This window comes from Streptomyces sp. V3I7 (assembly GCF_030817495.1).
In the GTDB taxonomy this organism is placed as follows: domain Bacteria; phylum Actinomycetota; class Actinomycetes; order Streptomycetales; family Streptomycetaceae; genus Streptomyces.
Window position 1 is genome coordinate 3,059,989 of the sequence record NZ_JAUSZK010000001.1, and the last position, 17,360, is coordinate 3,077,348.

At 71.5% G+C, this 17,360-nt stretch carries 18 protein-coding genes and 1 pseudogene; 6 read left to right on the plus strand and 13 right to left on the minus strand.

Translation table 11 applies throughout. The features are described 5' to 3' along the window. Positions 1–20: 20 nt before the first annotated feature. Positions 21–1,580: a M4 family metallopeptidase gene (locus QFZ74_RS14110; protein ID WP_307624150.1), complete on the plus strand. Its 1,560-nt coding sequence runs from the start codon at positions 21–23 to the stop codon at positions 1,578–1,580. A 40-nt stretch (positions 1,581–1,620) separates the two neighbouring features. Here QFZ74_RS14110 and QFZ74_RS14115 read toward each other — a convergent pair whose 3' ends face one another. Continuing rightward, positions 1,621–3,015: a M1 family metallopeptidase gene (locus QFZ74_RS14115; RefSeq protein ID WP_307621174.1), complete on the minus strand. Its 1,395-nt coding sequence runs from the start codon at positions 3,013–3,015 to the stop codon at positions 1,621–1,623. 107 nt (positions 3,016–3,122) lie between these two features. Between QFZ74_RS14115 and QFZ74_RS14120 the strand changes: the two genes are divergently transcribed. Next, positions 3,123–3,623, plus strand: coding sequence for a hypothetical protein (locus QFZ74_RS14120; protein WP_307621175.1), 501 nt, complete (start codon positions 3,123–3,125; stop codon positions 3,621–3,623). A 96-nt stretch (positions 3,624–3,719) separates the two neighbouring features. Here the strand turns inward: QFZ74_RS14120 and QFZ74_RS14125 are convergent, their stop codons facing one another. After that, positions 3,720–4,409: a pentapeptide repeat-containing protein gene (locus QFZ74_RS14125; RefSeq protein ID WP_307621176.1), complete on the minus strand. Its 690-nt coding sequence runs from the start codon at positions 4,407–4,409 to the stop codon at positions 3,720–3,722. A gap of 71 nt (positions 4,410–4,480) precedes the next feature. On the opposite strand from QFZ74_RS14125, the gene QFZ74_RS14130 reads away from it, so the two are divergent. Further along, on the plus strand, positions 4,481–5,986 hold the full coding sequence (locus QFZ74_RS14130) for an MFS transporter (RefSeq protein WP_307621177.1): 1,506 nt from the start codon (positions 4,481–4,483) through the stop codon (positions 5,984–5,986). Here QFZ74_RS14130 and QFZ74_RS14135 read toward each other — a convergent pair. The 4 genes and pseudogenes from QFZ74_RS14135 to QFZ74_RS14150 all read right to left on the minus strand — a co-directional run bounded on the left by QFZ74_RS14135 (position 5,975) and on the right by QFZ74_RS14150 (position 7,780). Then, on the minus strand, positions 5,975–6,457 hold the full coding sequence (locus tag QFZ74_RS14135; protein ID WP_307621178.1) for a GNAT family N-acetyltransferase: 483 nt from the start codon (positions 6,455–6,457) through the stop codon (positions 5,975–5,977). The genes QFZ74_RS14130 and QFZ74_RS14135 overlap by 12 nt on opposite strands. A gap of 55 nt (positions 6,458–6,512) precedes the next feature. Then, positions 6,513–6,716, minus strand: a complete 204-nt coding sequence (locus tag QFZ74_RS14140) for a glycoside hydrolase Chb (RefSeq protein WP_307621179.1) — start codon at positions 6,714–6,716, stop codon at positions 6,513–6,515. A gap of 218 nt (positions 6,717–6,934) precedes the next feature. Next, a pseudogene (locus QFZ74_RS14145) lies at positions 6,935–7,090 on the minus strand (FAD-dependent oxidoreductase); the annotation flags it as partial. A 51-nt stretch (positions 7,091–7,141) separates the two neighbouring features. Then, complete coding sequence (locus QFZ74_RS14150; RefSeq protein ID WP_307621180.1) at positions 7,142–7,780, minus strand: rhomboid-like protein; 639 nt, start codon at positions 7,778–7,780, stop codon at positions 7,142–7,144. Between the two features lie 223 nt (positions 7,781–8,003). On the opposite strand from QFZ74_RS14150, the gene QFZ74_RS14155 reads away from it, so the two are divergent. Continuing rightward, positions 8,004–9,068, plus strand: a complete 1,065-nt coding sequence (locus tag QFZ74_RS14155; RefSeq protein WP_307621181.1) for a nitrous oxide reductase family maturation protein NosD — start codon at positions 8,004–8,006, stop codon at positions 9,066–9,068. A gap of 46 nt (positions 9,069–9,114) precedes the next feature. After that, complete coding sequence (locus QFZ74_RS14160) at positions 9,115–10,143, plus strand: methyltransferase (RefSeq protein WP_307621182.1); 1,029 nt, start codon at positions 9,115–9,117, stop codon at positions 10,141–10,143. 101 nt (positions 10,144–10,244) lie between these two features. On the opposite strand, the gene QFZ74_RS14165 is transcribed toward QFZ74_RS14160, so the two are convergent. The 7 genes from QFZ74_RS14165 to QFZ74_RS14195 form a co-directional block, all read right to left on the minus strand. Then, positions 10,245–10,568, minus strand: coding sequence for a TcmI family type II polyketide cyclase (locus QFZ74_RS14165; RefSeq protein WP_307621183.1), 324 nt, complete (start codon positions 10,566–10,568; stop codon positions 10,245–10,247). Positions 10,569–10,591: 23 nt separating this feature from the next. Continuing rightward, entirely contained in the window at positions 10,592–11,071 is a 480-nt protein-coding gene (locus QFZ74_RS14170) for an SRPBCC family protein (RefSeq protein WP_307621184.1), read from the minus strand. A 2-nt stretch (positions 11,072–11,073) separates the two neighbouring features. Beyond that, positions 11,074–11,331 carry an acyl carrier protein gene (locus tag QFZ74_RS14175; RefSeq protein ID WP_307621185.1) on the minus strand — a complete coding sequence of 86 codons (258 nt, stop codon included), beginning with the start codon at positions 11,329–11,331 and terminating at the stop codon, positions 11,074–11,076. 67 nt (positions 11,332–11,398) lie between these two features. Next, the gene (locus QFZ74_RS14180; protein WP_307621186.1) at positions 11,399–12,643 is read right to left on the minus strand and encodes a ketosynthase chain-length factor; all 1,245 of its coding nucleotides are present in this window, start codon (positions 12,641–12,643) and stop codon (positions 11,399–11,401) included. A gap of 11 nt (positions 12,644–12,654) precedes the next feature. Beyond that, a complete protein-coding gene (locus QFZ74_RS14185; RefSeq protein ID WP_307621187.1) occupies positions 12,655–13,914 on the minus strand; it encodes a beta-ketoacyl synthase in 1,260 nt (419 codons plus the stop codon). Continuing rightward, the gene (locus QFZ74_RS14190; RefSeq protein WP_307621188.1) at positions 13,911–14,354 is read right to left on the minus strand and encodes a cupin domain-containing protein; all 444 of its coding nucleotides are present in this window, start codon (positions 14,352–14,354) and stop codon (positions 13,911–13,913) included. The genes QFZ74_RS14185 and QFZ74_RS14190 overlap by 4 nt, the downstream gene beginning before the upstream one ends. A gap of 49 nt (positions 14,355–14,403) precedes the next feature. Then, complete coding sequence (locus QFZ74_RS14195) at positions 14,404–15,471, minus strand: SchA/CurD-like domain-containing protein (RefSeq protein WP_307621189.1); 1,068 nt, start codon at positions 15,469–15,471, stop codon at positions 14,404–14,406. Between the two features lie 231 nt (positions 15,472–15,702). Here QFZ74_RS14195 and QFZ74_RS14200 point away from each other — a divergent pair, with 231 nt between their 5' ends. Next, entirely contained in the window at positions 15,703–17,358 is a 1,656-nt protein-coding gene (locus QFZ74_RS14200) for an FAD-dependent monooxygenase (RefSeq protein WP_307621190.1), read from the plus strand. Positions 17,359–17,360: the final 2 nt, after the last annotated feature.

Consider the following 17,360-nt stretch of genomic DNA (forward strand, 5'->3'; position numbering starts at 1 on the left):
CGCTCGTCGGCTCGGCGGCGATGGTCGTCCTGGCGCTCCAGAGCGGCGCTGCCGCCACCGCCGCCCCCGAGCGCAGCCCCGGCGCCATCGCCGCCCCGCTCTCCGCCTCCGCCCGCGCCGCCGCCCTCAAGTCCGCCCAGGACGAGGCCGGTTCGACAGCCGCGAAGCTCGGGCTCGGCGCGCAGGAGAAGCTGGTCGTCCGGGACGTCGTGAAGGACGCGGACGGCACCGTGCACACCCGCTACGAGCGGACGTACGCCGGACTGCCCGTCCTCGGCGGCGACCTGGTCACCCACTTGTCCAAGAGCGGCGCGCTCAAGGGCGTGACCAAGGCGGCCAAGGCCCGGATATCCGTGGCGTCGACCGACGCCGCCGTCTCGTCCGCGGCCGCCCGGAAGAGCGCCCTCGGGGCCGCCGACTCCACCAAGGCGACCGTCACCAGCGCCCGCAAGGTCGTCTGGGCGGCCGGCGCCAAGCCGGTCCTCGCCTACGAGTCCGTCGTCAAGGGCGTCCAGAAGGACGGCACCCCGAGCGAACTGCACGTCATCACCGACGCCACCACCGGCAAGCAGCTCTACTCGTACGAGGGCATCGACACCGGCACGGGCGCCAGCGAGTACAGCGGCACCGTCACCCTCGGCACCACCGCCTCCGCGGGCGGCGGCTTCGACCTGATCGACGGCGGCCGCGGTGGCCACAAGACGTACGACCTGAACGGCGGTACGTCCGGCACCGGCGCCCTCTTCCACGACGCCGACGACGCCTGGGGCGACGGCACCCCGGCCAACCGCCAGACCGCCGGCGTCGACGCCGCCTACGGCGCCGCCGTCACCTGGGACTTCTACAAGTCCGCCTTCAACCGCAACGGCATCGCGGGCGACGGCAAGGCCGCCTACTCCCGTGTCCACTACGGCAACGCGTACGTCAACGCGTTCTGGTCGGACAGCTGCTTCTGCATGACGTACGGCGACGGCAACGGCAACGCCCACCCCCTCACCTCGCTCGACGTCGCCGGACACGAGATGAGCCATGGTCTGACCGCCGCCACGGCCGGCCTCAACTACCGCCGTGAGTCGGGAGGTCTGAACGAAGCGACCTCCGACATCCTCGGGACCTCGGTGGAGTTCTACGCCAACAACACCGCCGACCCCGGTGACTACCTCATCGGCGAGAAGATCGACATCTACGGCAACGGCAAGCCCCTGCGCTACATGGACCAGCCCAGCAAGGACGGCAACTCCGCCGACTACTGGTCCAAGACGGTCGGAAGCCTCGACGTGCACTACTCCTCGGGCGTCGCCAACCACTTCTTCTACCTGCTGAGCGAGGGCAGCGGCGCGAAGACGGTCAACGGGGTGGCGTACAACTCCCCGACGTACGACGGCTCCACGGTCACCGGCATCGGCCGGACCAAGGCGTACCAGATCTGGTACAAGGCCCTGACCACGTACTTCACCTCGTCGACCGACTACGCGGGCGCGCGCACCGGGACGCTCCAGGCGGCGAGCGACCTGTACGGAGCGGGCAGCGCGGAGTACAACGCGGTGGCGGCGGCCTGGAAGGCCGTGAACGTCAACTGACCGTACCCGTAAGACATTCGGCCGGGCCGTCCGTGATCCGTCACGGGCGGTCCGGTCTGCCGTCGCCGTACAGCCAGTCGTCCCAGATCCCGCGGAAGTCCTTGTCGGGCGCCGACTTCTCGACGTACGCGGTGAACTCGGCGGTGCTCGCGTTGCCGTAGCGGTGCTCGGCGACCCAGCCGCGGGCGATGCGGAAGAAGGCGTCGTCGCCGGTCTTCTGCCGGATCTTGTGCAGGACCATGGCGCCCCGGTGGTAGACGGGATCGTCGGAGATGTGCGCCGCGTCGGTCGGCTCAGCGGGCGGGAAGGCCCACAGGTCGCCGTAGTTCCGCTCGCCGTGGTCGTAGTACGCCTGGAACGTCTGCTCGGCGCTGCGCCCGCCGTGGTCCTCCCGCCACAGCCACTCCGCGTACGTCGCGAAGCCCTCGCTGAGCCAGATGTCCCGCCAGGTCCTGGGGGTGACCGAGTCGCCGTACCACTCGTGGGCGAGTTCGTGGACGACGAGGAGGGTGTCGGGGGCGCCGGGGAAGACAGGGCGGCTCTGGGTCTCCAGCGCGTAGTCCGCGTCCCCGCCGCGCTCGACGATCGCGCCGGTGGAGGCGAAGGGATAGGGGCCGAACTTCTTCTCCGACCAGGCGAGGATCTCGGGGATCCGCGCCAGCGCCGTCCTGCTCGCGCTGCTCTGCGTCGGGTCGACGGCCGTGTACACCGGCAGCCCGTCGGGCGTCCTGGAGCGCGTGACGTCGAAGCGGCCGACGGCGACCGTGGCGAGGTAACTGGCCATCGGCCGGCCGGTGTGCCAGGTGAAGGACGTCCGCCCGCCGGAGTCGGTCCGCCGCGTCAACTCCCCGTTGGACACGGCCTCCAGACCCTTGGGCACGCTCACCGTGATGTCGTACGTCGCCTTGTCGGAGGGGTGGTTGTTGCCCGGGAACCAGGCCATCGACCCGACGGGCTGCCCGAGGGCCACCGCCCCGTCCGCCGTGCGCAGCCAGCCCTCGCGGGAGCCGTCGGTGTCGGTGATCGTCCTCGGCACACCGGCGTAGCGCACGGTGGTGCGGAAGGTCTGCCCTGTGTCCAGGTCGCGTTTCGGGCGGACGGTCAGTTCCTGCCCGGCCCGGTTCCAGCGCGCGTCGTCGCCGTCGACACGGACCGACTCGACGTCCAGGCCCTCGAGGTCGAGGTCGAAGGCGGACATGTCCTGGGTGGCACGGGCGGTGATCACCGCCTCGCCGGTGAGGTGGTGGGTGTCCGGGGTGTAGGAGAGGTCCAGGTCGTAGTGGGTGACGTCGTAGCCGCCGTTGCCCGCCTTGGGGAAGTACGGATCGTGCACGCCCGCACCGCCGGGAGTCCCGTACACCCCCGAGGCGCACCCCGTGAGCGTGAACGCGAGCAGCAGGGCCGCGGGCGGCACAAGGCGCGCGGATCTGGACATGTCAGCAATCCTAGGGCGCGGGCCCGGCCACCGCGCGGGAGCGAGAGGGCGCGGGCCCGGCCACCGCGCGGGAGCGAGGGCCCCCCGCGCGTGACACCATCTCGTACGTGCTCGACATCGGTTACGCCCTCTCCAACCGCTTCCCGGACCCGCCGCAGACGGACTACCGGCGTGCGGACGTGCGTGCCCTGCGGCACGACCTGTTCTGCGGGGACGTCTACCTCGCGGAGACCAAGTCCGACCGGGAGTTGTCCACAGCCTGGGGATGGGTGCCGGTGCTCGACTTCGCGTGGGCGCTGTGCGACATCGTGGAACAGCTGGACCAGGACCCGGCGGGCTCCCGCGCCTCCCGGCCGCAGCGGGCGGAGCTGGACTTCACCGAGTCGACCGACCGCATGCTCTTCGAGCGCCGCTTCGGGTGGGTGGACGTCGAGGCCGACTGGATGCCCGCCGAGGAGCCCCCGCTCACCTTCTCCCACGCCGAGCTGCGCCGCGAGGCGCGGGACTTCCTGCACGACGTGATCGCCGACCTGACCGACATGCACGAGGGCCTCGCGGACAACCCGGCGATCTGGGCCCTCCAGGCCCGCTTCCCGCGCGTGCCGTGACGGAGGGCGCGCCGGCGGTTCGCGGCCGGGCAGGCCCGCGTCCTGGGCGCGCGGCTGACCTTCCGCAACGCCCGGCCCGCCGACGCCCCCAGCGCCTCACTCCACCCGGATCCCCAGCGCGCCCGCCAGCGCCGGGGCCAGGTCGAGCAGTTGGGCGGGGCTGACCACCGCCCCCGCCAGCCGCTCCACGCCCCGTGCGATCTCCAGCGGCGCGGCGCCTCGCAGGTCCACGTCCGTGAGCGTCGCCCCGCCGAGGTCCGCCCCCTTCACCGCGCAGTCGGCGAACTCGACCCGCTCCAGGCGCGCGCCCGCGAAGTCCGGCTCGAGAAGGACGCAGCCCTCGAAGACGACGTCCTTCAGCCGCGCCTTGCGCAGGTTCAGGTAGTCGATCTTGCCGCCGCGGATGAGCACCCGCTCCAGCACGGCCCCGTGCAACTGCGTGCCGCCGAGGCGGGCGTCGGTCAGCTCGACATCGCGCAGGGTGGCCCCGGCGAGGTCGGTGCCGACGCCGCGTACGCCGGTGAGCACGGTGTCGAGGAAGCGCGCGTCGCGCAGCCGGGTCTCGTCCAGCACGCAGTCCACCAGCGCGCAGTCCATGAAGCGCGCGCCCGCCCCGCCCTGCCCGGCGAGGTCCGCGTCCCGGAACTCCACGCCGTCGTAGTCCCCGTCCGGCTCCAGTTCCCGCCCGCCGTACGGCTCCAGCGCGGGCAGCCGCACCTCCGGTCGCCGTGCCGCCCGCCGCGTCCTGGCCCCTCCGGCTGCGCCGGTCCGTGTCGTCCTCACCATGCCGTCATGCTGCACCCCGGCACTGACAGTCCCGGGATGCGATGCCTGCCGATCCATGGTCTTCTGACCGAATGAGTCTCACCCGAAAAGGTGAACCCTCTGTGCCCTGCGCAACGGCCGGACACCGCCGCTGGTGGGGACTGGTGATCATCGCCCTCGCCCAGCTGATGGTGGTCCTGGACGCGACGATCGTGAACATCGCGCTCCCCTCCGCCCAACGCGCCCTCGGCATGACGGACGGCAACCGGCAGTGGGTGATCACGGCCTACACACTCGCCTTCGGCGGCCTGCTCCTGCTCGGCGGCCGGGTCGCCGACCTGGTGGGCCGAAAACGCACCTTCGTCTTCGGACTGATCGGCTTCGCGGCCGCCTCCGCGCTGGGCGGCGCGGCCACCGGCCCGGCGATGCTGTTCGGCGCCCGCGCCCTGCAGGGCGCCTTCGCCGCCGTCCTCGCGCCCTCCGCCCTGAGTCTGCTGACCACGACCTTCACCGACCCGCGGGAGCGCGGGAAGGCCTTCGGTGTCTACGGCGCCCTCGCGGGCAGCGGTTCGGCGATCGGCTTCGTCCTCGGCGGCCTGCTCACCGAATACCTCAACTGGCGCTGGTGCCTGTACGTCAACGTCCCCATCGCGGCCGTCGCGGTGTGCGGTGCCTTCGCCCTGCTCCACGACCGGCCCGGCCACGCGGACGCGCGACTCGACGCACGCGGCGCGGTGCTCGGCTGCGGCGGACTCGTCGCGATCGTCTACGGCTTCAGCGAGGCGGAGCCGCGCGGCTGGACCGACCCCGCGGTGCTGGCGCTGCTCGCCGCTGGCGTACTGCTGCTCGCCGCCTTCGCCCGGTGGCAGGCCCGCGCTCCGATGCCGCTGCTCCCGCCGCACATCGTCCGGGACCGCACCCGCGCGGGCTGCTTCCTGACCATGGGGCTCGCCGTCATGGGCATGTTCGGCCTGTTCCTGTTCCTGACCTATTACCTCCAGGTCGTCCTGGGCTACTCGCCGGTGCGCACGGGGCTGGCCTTCCTCCCCCTCACCGCGTCGATCATCATCGGCTCGACCCAGATATCCGCCCGGCTGCTGCGACGCGTCGCCCCGCGCGTGCTCATGGTCCCCGGCCTGCTCCTCGCGGCGACCGGCATGCTGATCCTCACCGGCATGACGGTGCACTCCTCGTACGCCTCCGACATCCTGCCCGGCCTGATCCTGCTGGGCCTCGGCATGGGGACGACGTTCATGCCGGTCTTCGCCACGGCCACCGCGGGCATCGCCCCGCGCGACTCCGGTGTCACCTCGGCGACCGTGAACACGGCGCAGCAGGTGGGCGCCTCGATCGGTACGGCCCTGCTCAACACGATCGCCACCACCAGCAGCACCGCCTACATCGCCGCCCACCTGCACTCCCCCGCCCAGCGGGCGGCCGTGGTCCCGGTCGGCGTCGTGCACGGCTACACGGTCGCGATGTGGTGGGCGGCCGGCCTGCTGCTCCTCGCGGCCCTGACCGCGGCGCTGCTGGTCCGGGCGAAGGCGCCGGGCCCCAGCGCCCCGGCCGAGGCCCCGGTGCCCGAGTCAGTGGGCTGAGCGGCCCAGCTCCGCCAGCGGCCCGTCGGTGAGCCGGTACACCGTCCACTCGTCCTGCGGGCGGGCGCCGAGGGACTCGTAGAAGCCGATCGCGGGCCGGTTCCAGTTCAGCACCGACCACTCCAGCCGCTCGTACCCGCGCTCGACGCAGATCCGCGCCAGCCCGGCGAGCAGCGCCCGCCCGTGCCCGCCGCCGCGCGCCTCGGGCCGGACGTACAGGTCCTCCAGATAGATCCCGTGCACCCCGCGCCAGGTGGAGAAGTTAAGGAACCACAGCGCGAACCCGACCGGCTCCCCGCTCCCCTCCTCCACCGCCAGGTGCGCGAAAGCCGCCGGCCGCGTGCCGAACAGCGCCTCCCGCAACTGCTCCTCGCCCGCCCGGGCCTCGTCCAAGGCCTTCTCGTACTCGGCCAGTTCACGGATCAGGGCATGGATGACGGGAACGTCGACGGGCGTCGCGGCACGAATCATGAGGGGGAGGGTAGCCAGTGGCTCCCCTCCCCCTGTCACCCGGTGTCCGGCCGGATCAGGCGACGACCACGCCGGTCGGCGCGCTCAGCGCGAAGCCCTCCTTGTAGCCGGTGCGATGGGCGGTCACCTTCACGGTGATCTTCTTGCCCTTCTGGGCCGTCGTCAGCGCCACCGCGGACTTCGAGGCGCGGGGGATGGCCTTGCCGTCCGCGTACCACTGGTACGAGTACCAGCTACGGCGCGAGGGCGAGCGGGGCACACGGCGGATCGTCGGCGCGCGCCGGCGCGGCCCCGGTCAGGGATGTCAGTGAGGTGAGCAGCGAGACGAGTACGGCGACTGCGGTGAGCCGCCCGGGTCTCGCCGCCGTACTGGAGTCGCCGGACAACGGATCCCCCTGGATCAACGGACGTTGGTGCGATGTTCGCACACAGGTGGGACACATGACCCGCGAGTTCGGTTGTCGTCCGCCGTCCGTCTCAGTGCCGTCCCGTCACCCGGTCCGCGATCCGCGCCAGCCGGGAGGGCTCCGCGCTCGGGTGGAGGTGTTCGCGGTGGTCGGCGGTGCGGTAGGCGGCGTAGAGGGCGTGGACGCCCAGCCAGCGCAGCGGTTCGGGCTCCCACTTGCGGACCTTGGAGATGCCGCCGTTGACGACCCCGCTCACCGCGCTGCTCATGCGCGGACGTCAACCCCTGAGCGCGGCCAGTGTCTCTCTCGGGTCCCAGGTTCTTCCCCGCCCGCGGACCAGCGGCAGGCAGGCGAGTCCGATCAGCACCGAGATGAAGTGCCCGAAGTCGGTGAAGGTGGGCCCGCTGGTGAGCGGCAGCCCGAACAGCACCAGCACCACGGCGAGATACGGATAGCGCCAGGGCGCCGCGATCCGGTAGGCGAGCACCCCGACCACGCCACCGAGCGCATAACTCACGCCGATGTCGAGGGAGTTGACCGCCGAGGGCGGCGCCATCCCGTCCTGGATCGCGAGCAGCAGCGCGAGTTCGCTGATCAGCGTGGCCAGCACATGCGCGGCCGCGCACACCGCGAGCCAGCGCACCGTGCCCATCCAGCGCTCGGCCTGGGCATGGAAGACGCTGTACAGCACGGCGTACGGCAGCCAGCGCCCGCCGTCCGTCCACATCGCGCTGGTGATGAGCACCCGCACCGGGTTCTGCGACAGCTCGTGGATGTTGGTCGACCGCTGCCGCAGGAACTCCCGCTCGAACCCGGGCGACATGTGGTGCAGGGCGACGGTCGTGACGAAGAGGATCAGCAGCCAGACGTACGTCCCCGGCGCGCTGCGCACATAACCGGCCGCGGCCCTGAGCAAGCGCCGGCCACCTCGGATGACCCCGTTCACATCCGCCAGTATGGTCGGAAAGCTGATCAAAGTGCCCGGCGAACTGGCCGCCTCACAGGAAAGGTGGGGCGGGGCGGCGGGCACGGCGCGTGCGCGTTGCTCCGGAAGCCCGGGACTCCCGGGACTCCCGGGACACGCCACCGAACGGACCATCCGGGCGGTGCGCGGCCCTTCGGGCCGTAGCGTACAGAATATGACGAAATGCCATATCGCGTACCTCGCGTGCACCGCGGTGGTCCTCGGGGCGGGGCTGGGGGCCGCGCCGCCGGTCGCCGCCCACCACCACACCCATCTCGTCCGTCCCGGGCAGTCGATCCAGAAGGCGGTGGACGCGGCGAAGGCCGGTGACACCGTGCTCCTGGCGGCCGGCACCTTCCGCGAGAGCGTGAAGGTGACCACCCCCGGGCTGACCCTGCGCGGCGCGGGATCGCGCACCGTGCTCAAGCCGAGCACCAAGAAGGTCACCGGCAGCTGCGCCAAGAACGGCAACGGCATCTGCGTGCTCGGGACCAAGAAGCGCGACATCAAGGACGTCACCGTCGCCGATCTGAAGGTCACCGGGTTCAGCCACGCCGGCGTGTTCGGCATGGCCACCGACCGGATGACCGTGCGGGGCGTGACCGCCGCGAAGAACGGGGTCTGGGGCATCGCCCAGGAGCGCTCCGTGCGGGGCGTGATCAAGTCCAACCACGCCCGGAACAACGGTGACGCGGGCATCTTCCTCGCCAACACCATCACGGAGGAGGCGGGCGCCCAGGACACGCGGGGCACCCTCGTCGCGAAGAACCGCCTGGAAGGCAACCGGACCGGCGTCACCGTACGGCGCCTGCGCGGGCTCACCGTCGACGACAACTACCTCACCGGCAACTGCGCCGCCGTGTTCGTCGTCGGCGACGAGAACAAGCCGAAGGCCGGCGCGCTGACCGTCCGCGACAACTGGATGGACCGCAACAACAAGTACTGCCCGAAGACCGCCCGGCTGCCCGCGATCCAGGGCTCCGGCATCGTGCTGACCGGCGCCGAGGACACCCTGGTGACCCGCAACCTCGTCACCGGCAACGCGGGCAAGTCGCCGCTGTCGGGCGGGATCGTCCTGTTCAAGAGCATGGTGGGCGCCACCAGCGAGCGGAACAGGATCACCGGCAACGTGCTGCGCGACAACGCCCCCGCCGACCTCGTGAACAACGAGAAGGCCAAGAGCGCCAACACGTTCACCCACAACAGCTGCCGCACCTCCAAGCCCGCGGGACTGTGCTGACCCGCACGCGGACCGAGAAGGCCAACGTCAGGAAGGAAGGCGGGACATGACGACCGCACCTACTGCCCCACCGCCGTCCATGCGGCTGCGCGAGCTCGTGTTCGGCGCGGCATGTGCCGCCGCCGTCCGGGCCGCCGCCCGGCTCGGCGTCGCCGACGCCCTCGGGGACGCCCCCATGGCCGCGGAGGACCTCGCGGCCGCGGTGAAGACCGAGCCCAAGCCGCTGCGCCGGCTGCTGCGGGCCCTGTCCTGCTACGGCGTCTTCGCCGAGGAGGGCGACGGCACCTTCACCCACACCGACATGTCCCGGCTGCTGCGCGAGGACGACCCCCACAGCCTGCGCGACATCGCGCTGTGGTGCACCGAGCCCTGGACCTGGGACGCCTGGCCCCGGCTGGACGAGGCCGTGCGCACCGGCCGCAACGTCGTCCAGGACCTGTACGGCAAGGAGTTCTTCGAGTACCTCAACGAGGACGCCCCTCAGTCGGCCGACGTCTTCAACCGGGCCATGACCACCTCCAGCGAGCAGTCGGCGCGCGACGTCGCGGCCCTGCTCGACCTGTCCGGCTGCGCCTCGGTCGCCGACCTCGGCGGCGGCCAGGGGCACGTGGTGGCCTGCCTGCTGGACAAGTACCCGCGGATGCACGGCAGTCTGCTCGACCTGCCCCGCGTCGTGGAGAACGCCCTGCCGCGGCTGCGCGAGGGCGGCGACCTCGCCGACCGCGCCCGGATCGTGCCCGGCGACGTCCGCGCCGCCGTACCGGTCAAGGCCGACGCCTACGTCATCAAGAACATCCTGGAGTGGGACGACGAGAGCACGGCACGGCTGCTGGGCAACGTCATCGCCGCAGGCGGTCCGGGCACCCGGGTCGTCGTCATCGAGAACCTCGTCGACGACACCCCGTCCATGCGCTTCAGCACCGCCATGGACCTGCTGCTCCTCCTCAACGTCGGCGGCGCCAAACACACCACCGACTCCATGGTGAGCCGGCTGACCGGCGCCGGACTCGTCGTCGACGACATCCGCCCGGTCAACCCCTACCTGCACGCGTTCGACTGCCACGTACCGCAGTGACGCGCAACGACGGGTGAGGCGAAGTCACCCCGAACGCCACCGGTCGCCGGACCCGCAGTACGGGAACGGCGACCGGTGGCATGTGCGGCGCGCGTCGGTGCTCAGCCGCGCTCCCAGAGGTAGAAGCGCTGCGCCATGGCGTCCTTCGGGGAGCGCCACGTCTCGGGGTCGTACGCGCTGACGTACGCCGACAGACGCTCGCTGATGCCACGGAACTCGGGGTGGTCCGTGACCCTGGCGATGGCCGGGCCGGGGTCCTGCTCGGACTCGACGAGGTGCATGTACACATCGCCGAACTGAAACAGGCTGCGCCGGGTGACCCCGACGAGGTGCGGCAGCTCTCCCCGGTCGGACTCCGCGAAGATCTTCGCGATGTCCTGGGCCGAGCCGGGGGCCATACGGGCGACGATCAGGGCCTGGTGCATCGGGCTGACCTCCTCCGCCCGGCTCAGTCGGCCAGCGCCGGCGCGGGCCGGTGACCGGCGGCGGCCTGCTCGATCTTGTCCCGGATCAGCGCCATCTGGGTCTTGGAGTTCCGGTTGATGTTGTCGGTCATCCAGTCGTCGTCGACCGGGGCGTCCGGCTTCATCTCGAAGTCCTGCGTCCACACCATCCGGGTACCGGCGGGCACTTCCTCGTACCGCCAGTGGATGTTCATGTAGGCGAACGGACCGGTCTCGACCCGGCGCGCCTTCACGGTGAGCGAGTCGCGGTCCGGCTCACGCTCCGAGACCCAGCTCCAGACGGTGCCGTTCTCGTCCGGGAACATGGTCAGCCGGAACTTCGTCTTGTTGCCCTGCTGCGAGATGATCTCGCACGAGGCGTACTCGGTGAACAGCTGCGGCCACTTCTCCAGGTCGTTGGTCATGTCCCAGACCAGGTCCAGCGGCGCGGCGACGGTGATCTCGTTCTGTGTGTGTCCTGCCATGATCAGGCTCCTGCCATGAGGGTGCTGTTGACGAGGTTGAGGAACTGCCGGGGGGTCTTGCAGCGCTCCGCGTCCGGCGGCATCGGCGTGCCGTGCCGGTTCTCCAGCTCGCCGACGATGCCGAGCAGGCCGAGCGAGTCGATGCCGAGGGCGTCGAAGCCGACGTCGGTCCGCTGCTCCAGCTCCTCGGGGGCGACGGTGATCCCGGCGGCCTTCTTCATGAGGCCGGCCAGCTCTTCCACGGTGATCTGGGCACTCATCCCGTTTTCTCCTTTGCTCCGGTTCCGCTTCCGGGTCCGGTTCCGCTTCCGGGTCCGGTTCGTGCGCCTACGCCGCTGCGTGCCGCAGCACGAGCGCCGAGTTCGACCCCATGAGGCCCCGGCTGAGGACCAGCGCGGTCCGCGTCTCGGCGGCGCGGGCGCGGCCGGTCACGAGGTCGAGGTCGTGGCAGATGTCGAAGACGTTGGGGGTGGGGGGAATCAGGCCGTGCTCCATCGCGAGGACCGCCGCGGCGACGTCCAGCACGGGCGCCGCGCAGTAGCCCCGGCCGATCCCGGTCTTCGGGGCCGTGACCGGCACCCGCCTGCCGTGCGCGCCGAACGCGTCGGCGATCGCCAGCGCCTCGGCACGGTCCGCCTCCGGCACGCCCAGGGCGTCGGCGAAGACGACGTCGATGTCCTCGGGGGCGCAGCCGGCCTCGTCGAGAGCCCCCTGGATCGCCCGGGCCAGTCCCGCACGCGAGGCCTCCCACCGGGAGGCCCCGGTGAAGGTGGCCGCGTGTCCCGCGATCACGGCCCGCACCGGCGCGCCCCGCTCCCGGGCCGCCTCCTCGGCCTCGACGACCACCATGGCCCCGCCCTCGGCAGGCACGAAACCGCAGGCCGCCGAGGTGAAGGGACGGTACGCCCGCTCCGGGTCGGCCTCGCGGCTCAGCTCCTGGTAGCCGAGCTGGCAGACCATCGAGTACGGGGCCAGCGGCGCCTCGGTCGAGCCCGCGACGATGACGCCCGTACCGCGATGCACGGCCCGGGCGGCGTGCGCCAGGGCGTCGAGACCGCCGGCCTCGTCCGCCGCGACCACCGAGCAGGGGCCCTTCAGCCCGCGCCGGATGGAGATCTGGCCGGTGGAGGCGGCGTAGAACCAGGCGATGGACTGGTACGGGCCGACGTACCGGCTGCCCTTGCCCCACAGCCGCTGCAGCTCCCGCTGCCCGAACTCGCCGCCTCCGGAACCGGCCGCGGTGACCACGCCGATGGAGAACGGATCGCCCTCCACGTCGGCCTGACCGAGCCGGGCGTCGTCCAGCGCGAGGTCGGCCGCGGCCATCGCGTAGTGCGTGAACCGGTCGGTCTGGACGAGGTAGCGCTCCTCGACCGCCGCCGCCGGATCGAAGGAACGGACCTCGCCGGCCACCTTCAGCGGCAGGTGCTCACAGCCCTCGCGGGTGATCCGGTCGAGGACGCTGAGCCCCTCCTGGGTGGCCTTCCAGAAGGTGTCGGTGGTGGTTCCGTTGGGTGCGACCACACCGATGCCGGTAAGGGCCGCGCGCCGTTCGTGGGGTGCTGCGCTCATGTGTCCTCTCCCTATTCCCTTGGCCGGGTCAGGATCACGGCGGACTGGAAACCGCCGAAGCCGCTGCCCACCGAGAGCACGCTGTTCAGCCTGCGCTCGCGGGCGGCACGCGGGACGTAGTCCAGGTCGCACTCGGGGTCGGGGGTCTCGTAGTTGGCGGTCGGCGGTACGACCTGGTGGGCGAGGGCCAGCACACAGGCCACCACCTCGATGGCACCGATCGCGCCGAGGGAGTGCCCCACCATCGACTTGATGGAGCTCATGGGGATGTCGTACGCGTGATGCCCCAGGGCCCGCTTGACGGCGGCCGTCTCGTGACGGTCGTTCTGCCGGGTGCCGGAGCCGTGGGCGTTGACGTAGTCGATGGCACTGCCGTCGAGCCGGGCGTGGCCGAGGGCGTACTCGATGGCCCGCGCCATCTCCAGGCCCTCACTGGTCAGTCCGGTCATGTGGTAGGCGTTGCCATAGGTGGCGTAGCCGCTGAGCTCGCAGTACACATGGGCGCCGCGGGCCCGGGCGTGCTCCAGCTCCTCCAGGACGAGCACCGCTCCGCCCTCACCCATGACGAAGCCGTCACGGTCGTTGTCGAAGGGCCGGGAGGCGTGCGCGGGGTCGTCGTTGTTCGGGGACGTCGCCTTGATCGCGTCGAAACAGGCCATGGTGATCGGAGAGATCGGCGAGTCCGACGCGCCGGCTATACAGACGTCGGCCCGGCCCTCCTCGACGGTGTGGAAGGCGTACCCGACCGCGTCGAGCCCGGAAGTACAACCGGTCGAGACGGTCTGCACCGGACCGCACGCACCGAACCGCTCCGCCACCGCGGACGCCAGCGTGCTGGGCGAGAACGCCCGGTGCAACTGCGGCTCGGCCTCGCGGTGATCCACGTCCCAGCGCTCGCCCTGGTGACTGACCAGCACGTAGTCGTGCTCCAGACGGGTGGTGCCGCCGACCGCGGTCCCCAGCGAGACCCCGACCCGCCACGGGTCCTCCCGGGCGAGGTCGAGACCCGAGTCCCGGACCGCCTCGTCCCCGGCGACCAGCGCGAACTGTATGTACCGGTCCGCCCGCTCGACCTGCTCCGCGTCCAGCCCGTACGCCGCCGGGTCGAAGTCGCACTCGGCGGCTATCCGGGAGCGCAGCCCCGAGGGATCGAAGAACGTGATCCCCCGGGTCGCCGTACGACCCGCCGCCAGCAGGTCCCAGAACGCTCCCGTCCCGATGCCGCCCGGGGCGACGATGCCTATGCCCGTGACCGCCACCCGCCGGCTCATGACGGCACCTGGTCCTTCTCGGCCTCCGTGGTCACCGCCGCGGCACCGATCACCTCGGTCTCCTCCGTGTCGACGTGCCCCAGCTGAGGGCGCGGCGCGAGCGGTCCGAGATGGAACACCAGGCGGGCCTCGGTGTCCCCGACGTTGCGGAAGCGGTGGCGGACGTACGCGGGGATCATCAGCCCCTGCTCGGGCCGCAGCTCGTGCGCCTCACCGTCGAGATCCACCTCCAGCTCGCCGCAGACGACGTACACGAACTCCTCGGAGTACGGGTGGTAGTGCTCGCCGATACGGTCGCCGGGCTGGACCAGGGCCAGCCCCATGAAGCCGCTGGTGGAACCCACCGTGGCCGGGGTGAGCATGGCGCGCAGATCGCCGCCGCGCCGGGTGTTGGGCTCGGTCTCGCTGAGGTTCACGATTCTGGGACGCGGTTTGATCACGACGTTCCTCCGTTGATGTGCTGCGTCGTCAGGTGAGCGGGCCGCCGGATCAGGCGTCCGGCGAACGGCGGTCGGTGATGAGGTCCATGCGCACGGCCTCGCCGTCCAGCAGGGCCGTCAGCTCCGGCGTGACGGGGACGGCCCCCAGGTCGCCACGTACGTCGACCAGCCGCACGACGACGTCGTCGCGCTGGAAGATCGTGCTGCGCAGGACCGGGCTCCTCGGGTCCTCGGCGGCCGCCTCGTCCTGCTGGGCGAGCAACTCCGCCAGGCGCATCCCCTGGCCGGGGCGGGCCGGGTAGCACAGCGCGTGCCGCTCGCCCTCCTGGAGCTCGTCCGTCGTCACGTGGTGCACCGCGGGCAGCGCCGCCCGGGTGAAGAACATCCGTGCCGACTCCTGGTCGTTCAGGTCCCGCTCCTGCTCCAGGTACGGGTTGATGGCCTCCTCGACGGCCCGCACCTCCGGCTGGCGGGCCACGTGCCGCAGAGCCGCCAGCAGGTCGCCGCGCACCTCGATCGCCCGCACGACCCGGTTGCCGTGCATGAACAGCGAGGTACGGCACAGCCGCGTGGTGTCGTCGACACGAGGCTCGGGCGACGCGTAGTCCGCGAGGATCTTCGCGACCTCCGGCTCACTGCCGGGCCGGACCGTGAACGTCAGCGCGTGCCGCAGCACACCGTCACCGATCCGCGGCTGGGACTGGAGCCGGCGCTGAGCGGCCTGCGCGCCCGCGGCCTCGCCACCCGTCTCCCGCACGACGTGGAAGCGCAGCGAACGCGTGTCACGGACGCAGCTGTGCAGCGGCTCCACCATCCGTACGTGCTCCTCGCTGTTCACCCAGGCGAGGAACGGCGGGGCGCTCTCCCACTCACTGGTGATCAGCCACTGCGAAGGGTTCTCGATCGACTGGCACAGCTGGTCGCTCACATGCCCGGGCACCGAAGCCACCTGCTTGCCCAGCCGCTCGTACGCCTCCAGGAACTGCTGCTGGGCGCCGTCGTAGACGTCGACCAGCAGGACGACCCGGAGCCGGGACCCGTCGAACACGGACTGGGAGACACGTTTCGACACCTGTCGCGTCTGCGATTCTGAAACACGCTCAGAGGTAGTGGTCATCCTGCGAACAACTCCTTCACGGGGCAGAGGCGGACATCGGCCGCGAATGACGCGACGTCAGCGTTCCTTGATCCTGCGGCGGTCCCCAGGAGTCCGCGACTCGTATGAACCACGTGGGTGATTGGGCCCTCACGGGGGTGATTGGGCGCACCGAGCCGGTCCCGGAAGACCCAGCCGGGCATGGAAGGTCACAGGTGCCCCACGCGCTCACCCCTGCCACTGGAGGCTTCGATGCATCAGAAAGCCGACCACCGGGTTCCCGTCCTCATCGTGGGCGGCTCACTCGTGGGCCTGTCCATGTCCCTGTTCCTGGGCCGTCTCGGTGTGCGGCACATGCTCGTCGAGCGACACTCCGGCACCTCCGTCCACCCACGCGGACGCGGCAACAACGTCCGCACCATGGAACTCTTCCGGGTGGCCGGCATCGAACCGGACATCAAGGAAGCCGCCTCACTCCTCGCCGACAACCACGGCATCCTCCAGACACCGACCCTCGTCGGCGACGCCGGCGAATGGCTGTTCAAGAACATCGACCCCGGCGGCGGACTGGCCCGGTTCAGCCCCACGGCCTGGTGCCTGTGCAGCCAGAACGACCTCGAACCCGTCCTCCTCGACGGCGCCCGCCGGCTCGGCGGCGACCTGCGCTACTCCCACCACATGGAATCCTTCGAACAGGACCACGAAGGAGTGACCGCGCTCGTACGCGACCGCGTCACGGAGGAGCGGTACACCGTCCGCGCCGACTACCTCGTCGCCGCCGACGGCCCCCGCAGCCCGGTCCGCGAACACCTCGGCATCGGCCAGAGCGGCCCCGGCGAACTCTTCGCCAACGTCAGCGCCACCTTCCGCTCCAAACTCCTCGCCGAGACCGTCGGCGACCGCCGCTTCATCTGCTGCTACCTCACCGACCCCGAGGCCGACGGCGCACTGCTCCCCGTCGACAACGAGGAACGCTGGGTCTTCCACGCCCCCTGGCACCCGGAGCGCGGCGAGACACTGGAGGAGTTCACCGAGGAACGCCTCGCCCGGCACATCCGCCGGGCCGTCGGCGTCCCCGACCTCGACGTCGAGATCACCGGCAAGGCGTCCTGGCGCGCCGCCGAACGCGTCGCCGACCGCTACGCCGACGGACGGGTCTTCCTCGCCGGCGACTCCGCGCACGAGATGTCCCCGACCGGCGCGTTCGGCTCCAACACCGGCATCCAGGACGCCCACAACCTCGCCTGGAAGCTCGCCGCCGTCCTCGACGGCTGGGCCGGCCCGGACCTCCTCCACTCCTACGACACCGAACGCCGCCCCGTCGCCGTCGCCACCAGCGCCCGCGCCTCCGCCCGCTCCGTCGAACACAGCCACCCCGGCTTCGCCCCCGCCCCCGGCGTCGGCGGCGGCAGACGCGGCGGCATCCTCAACGTCGTCCTCGGCTACCGCTACCCCCAGGGCGCCGTCATCGGAGCCGACGGAGCCGACCTCGACCAGCCGGTCGTGCCCGACGGCCTCGGCCTCGACGGACGGCCCGGCAGCCGCGCCCCCCACATGTGGCTGCGCCGCGGCACCGAACGCGTCTCCACCCTCGACCTGTACGAGCGCTCCCTCGTCCTGCTCACCGACGCGCCCGACGACGCCGGCTGGCACGCCGCCGCCCGCACCATCGCCGAGCGGGACGGCGTACGCCTCGACGCGTACCGCATCGGCCCCAGCCCCGACGCCGACCTCACCTACACGGAGGACCAGCCCTCGGCCGACTGGGCGCAGGTCCACGGCATCACCCCCGACGGCGCGGTCCTCGTCCGCCCCGACGGCTTCGTGGCCTGGCGCGCCTCCGGCGCCGTACCGGACCCGGAGGCGGCACTGCGCAAGGTGCTGACGGCACTGCTGCGGACCGGGTGACT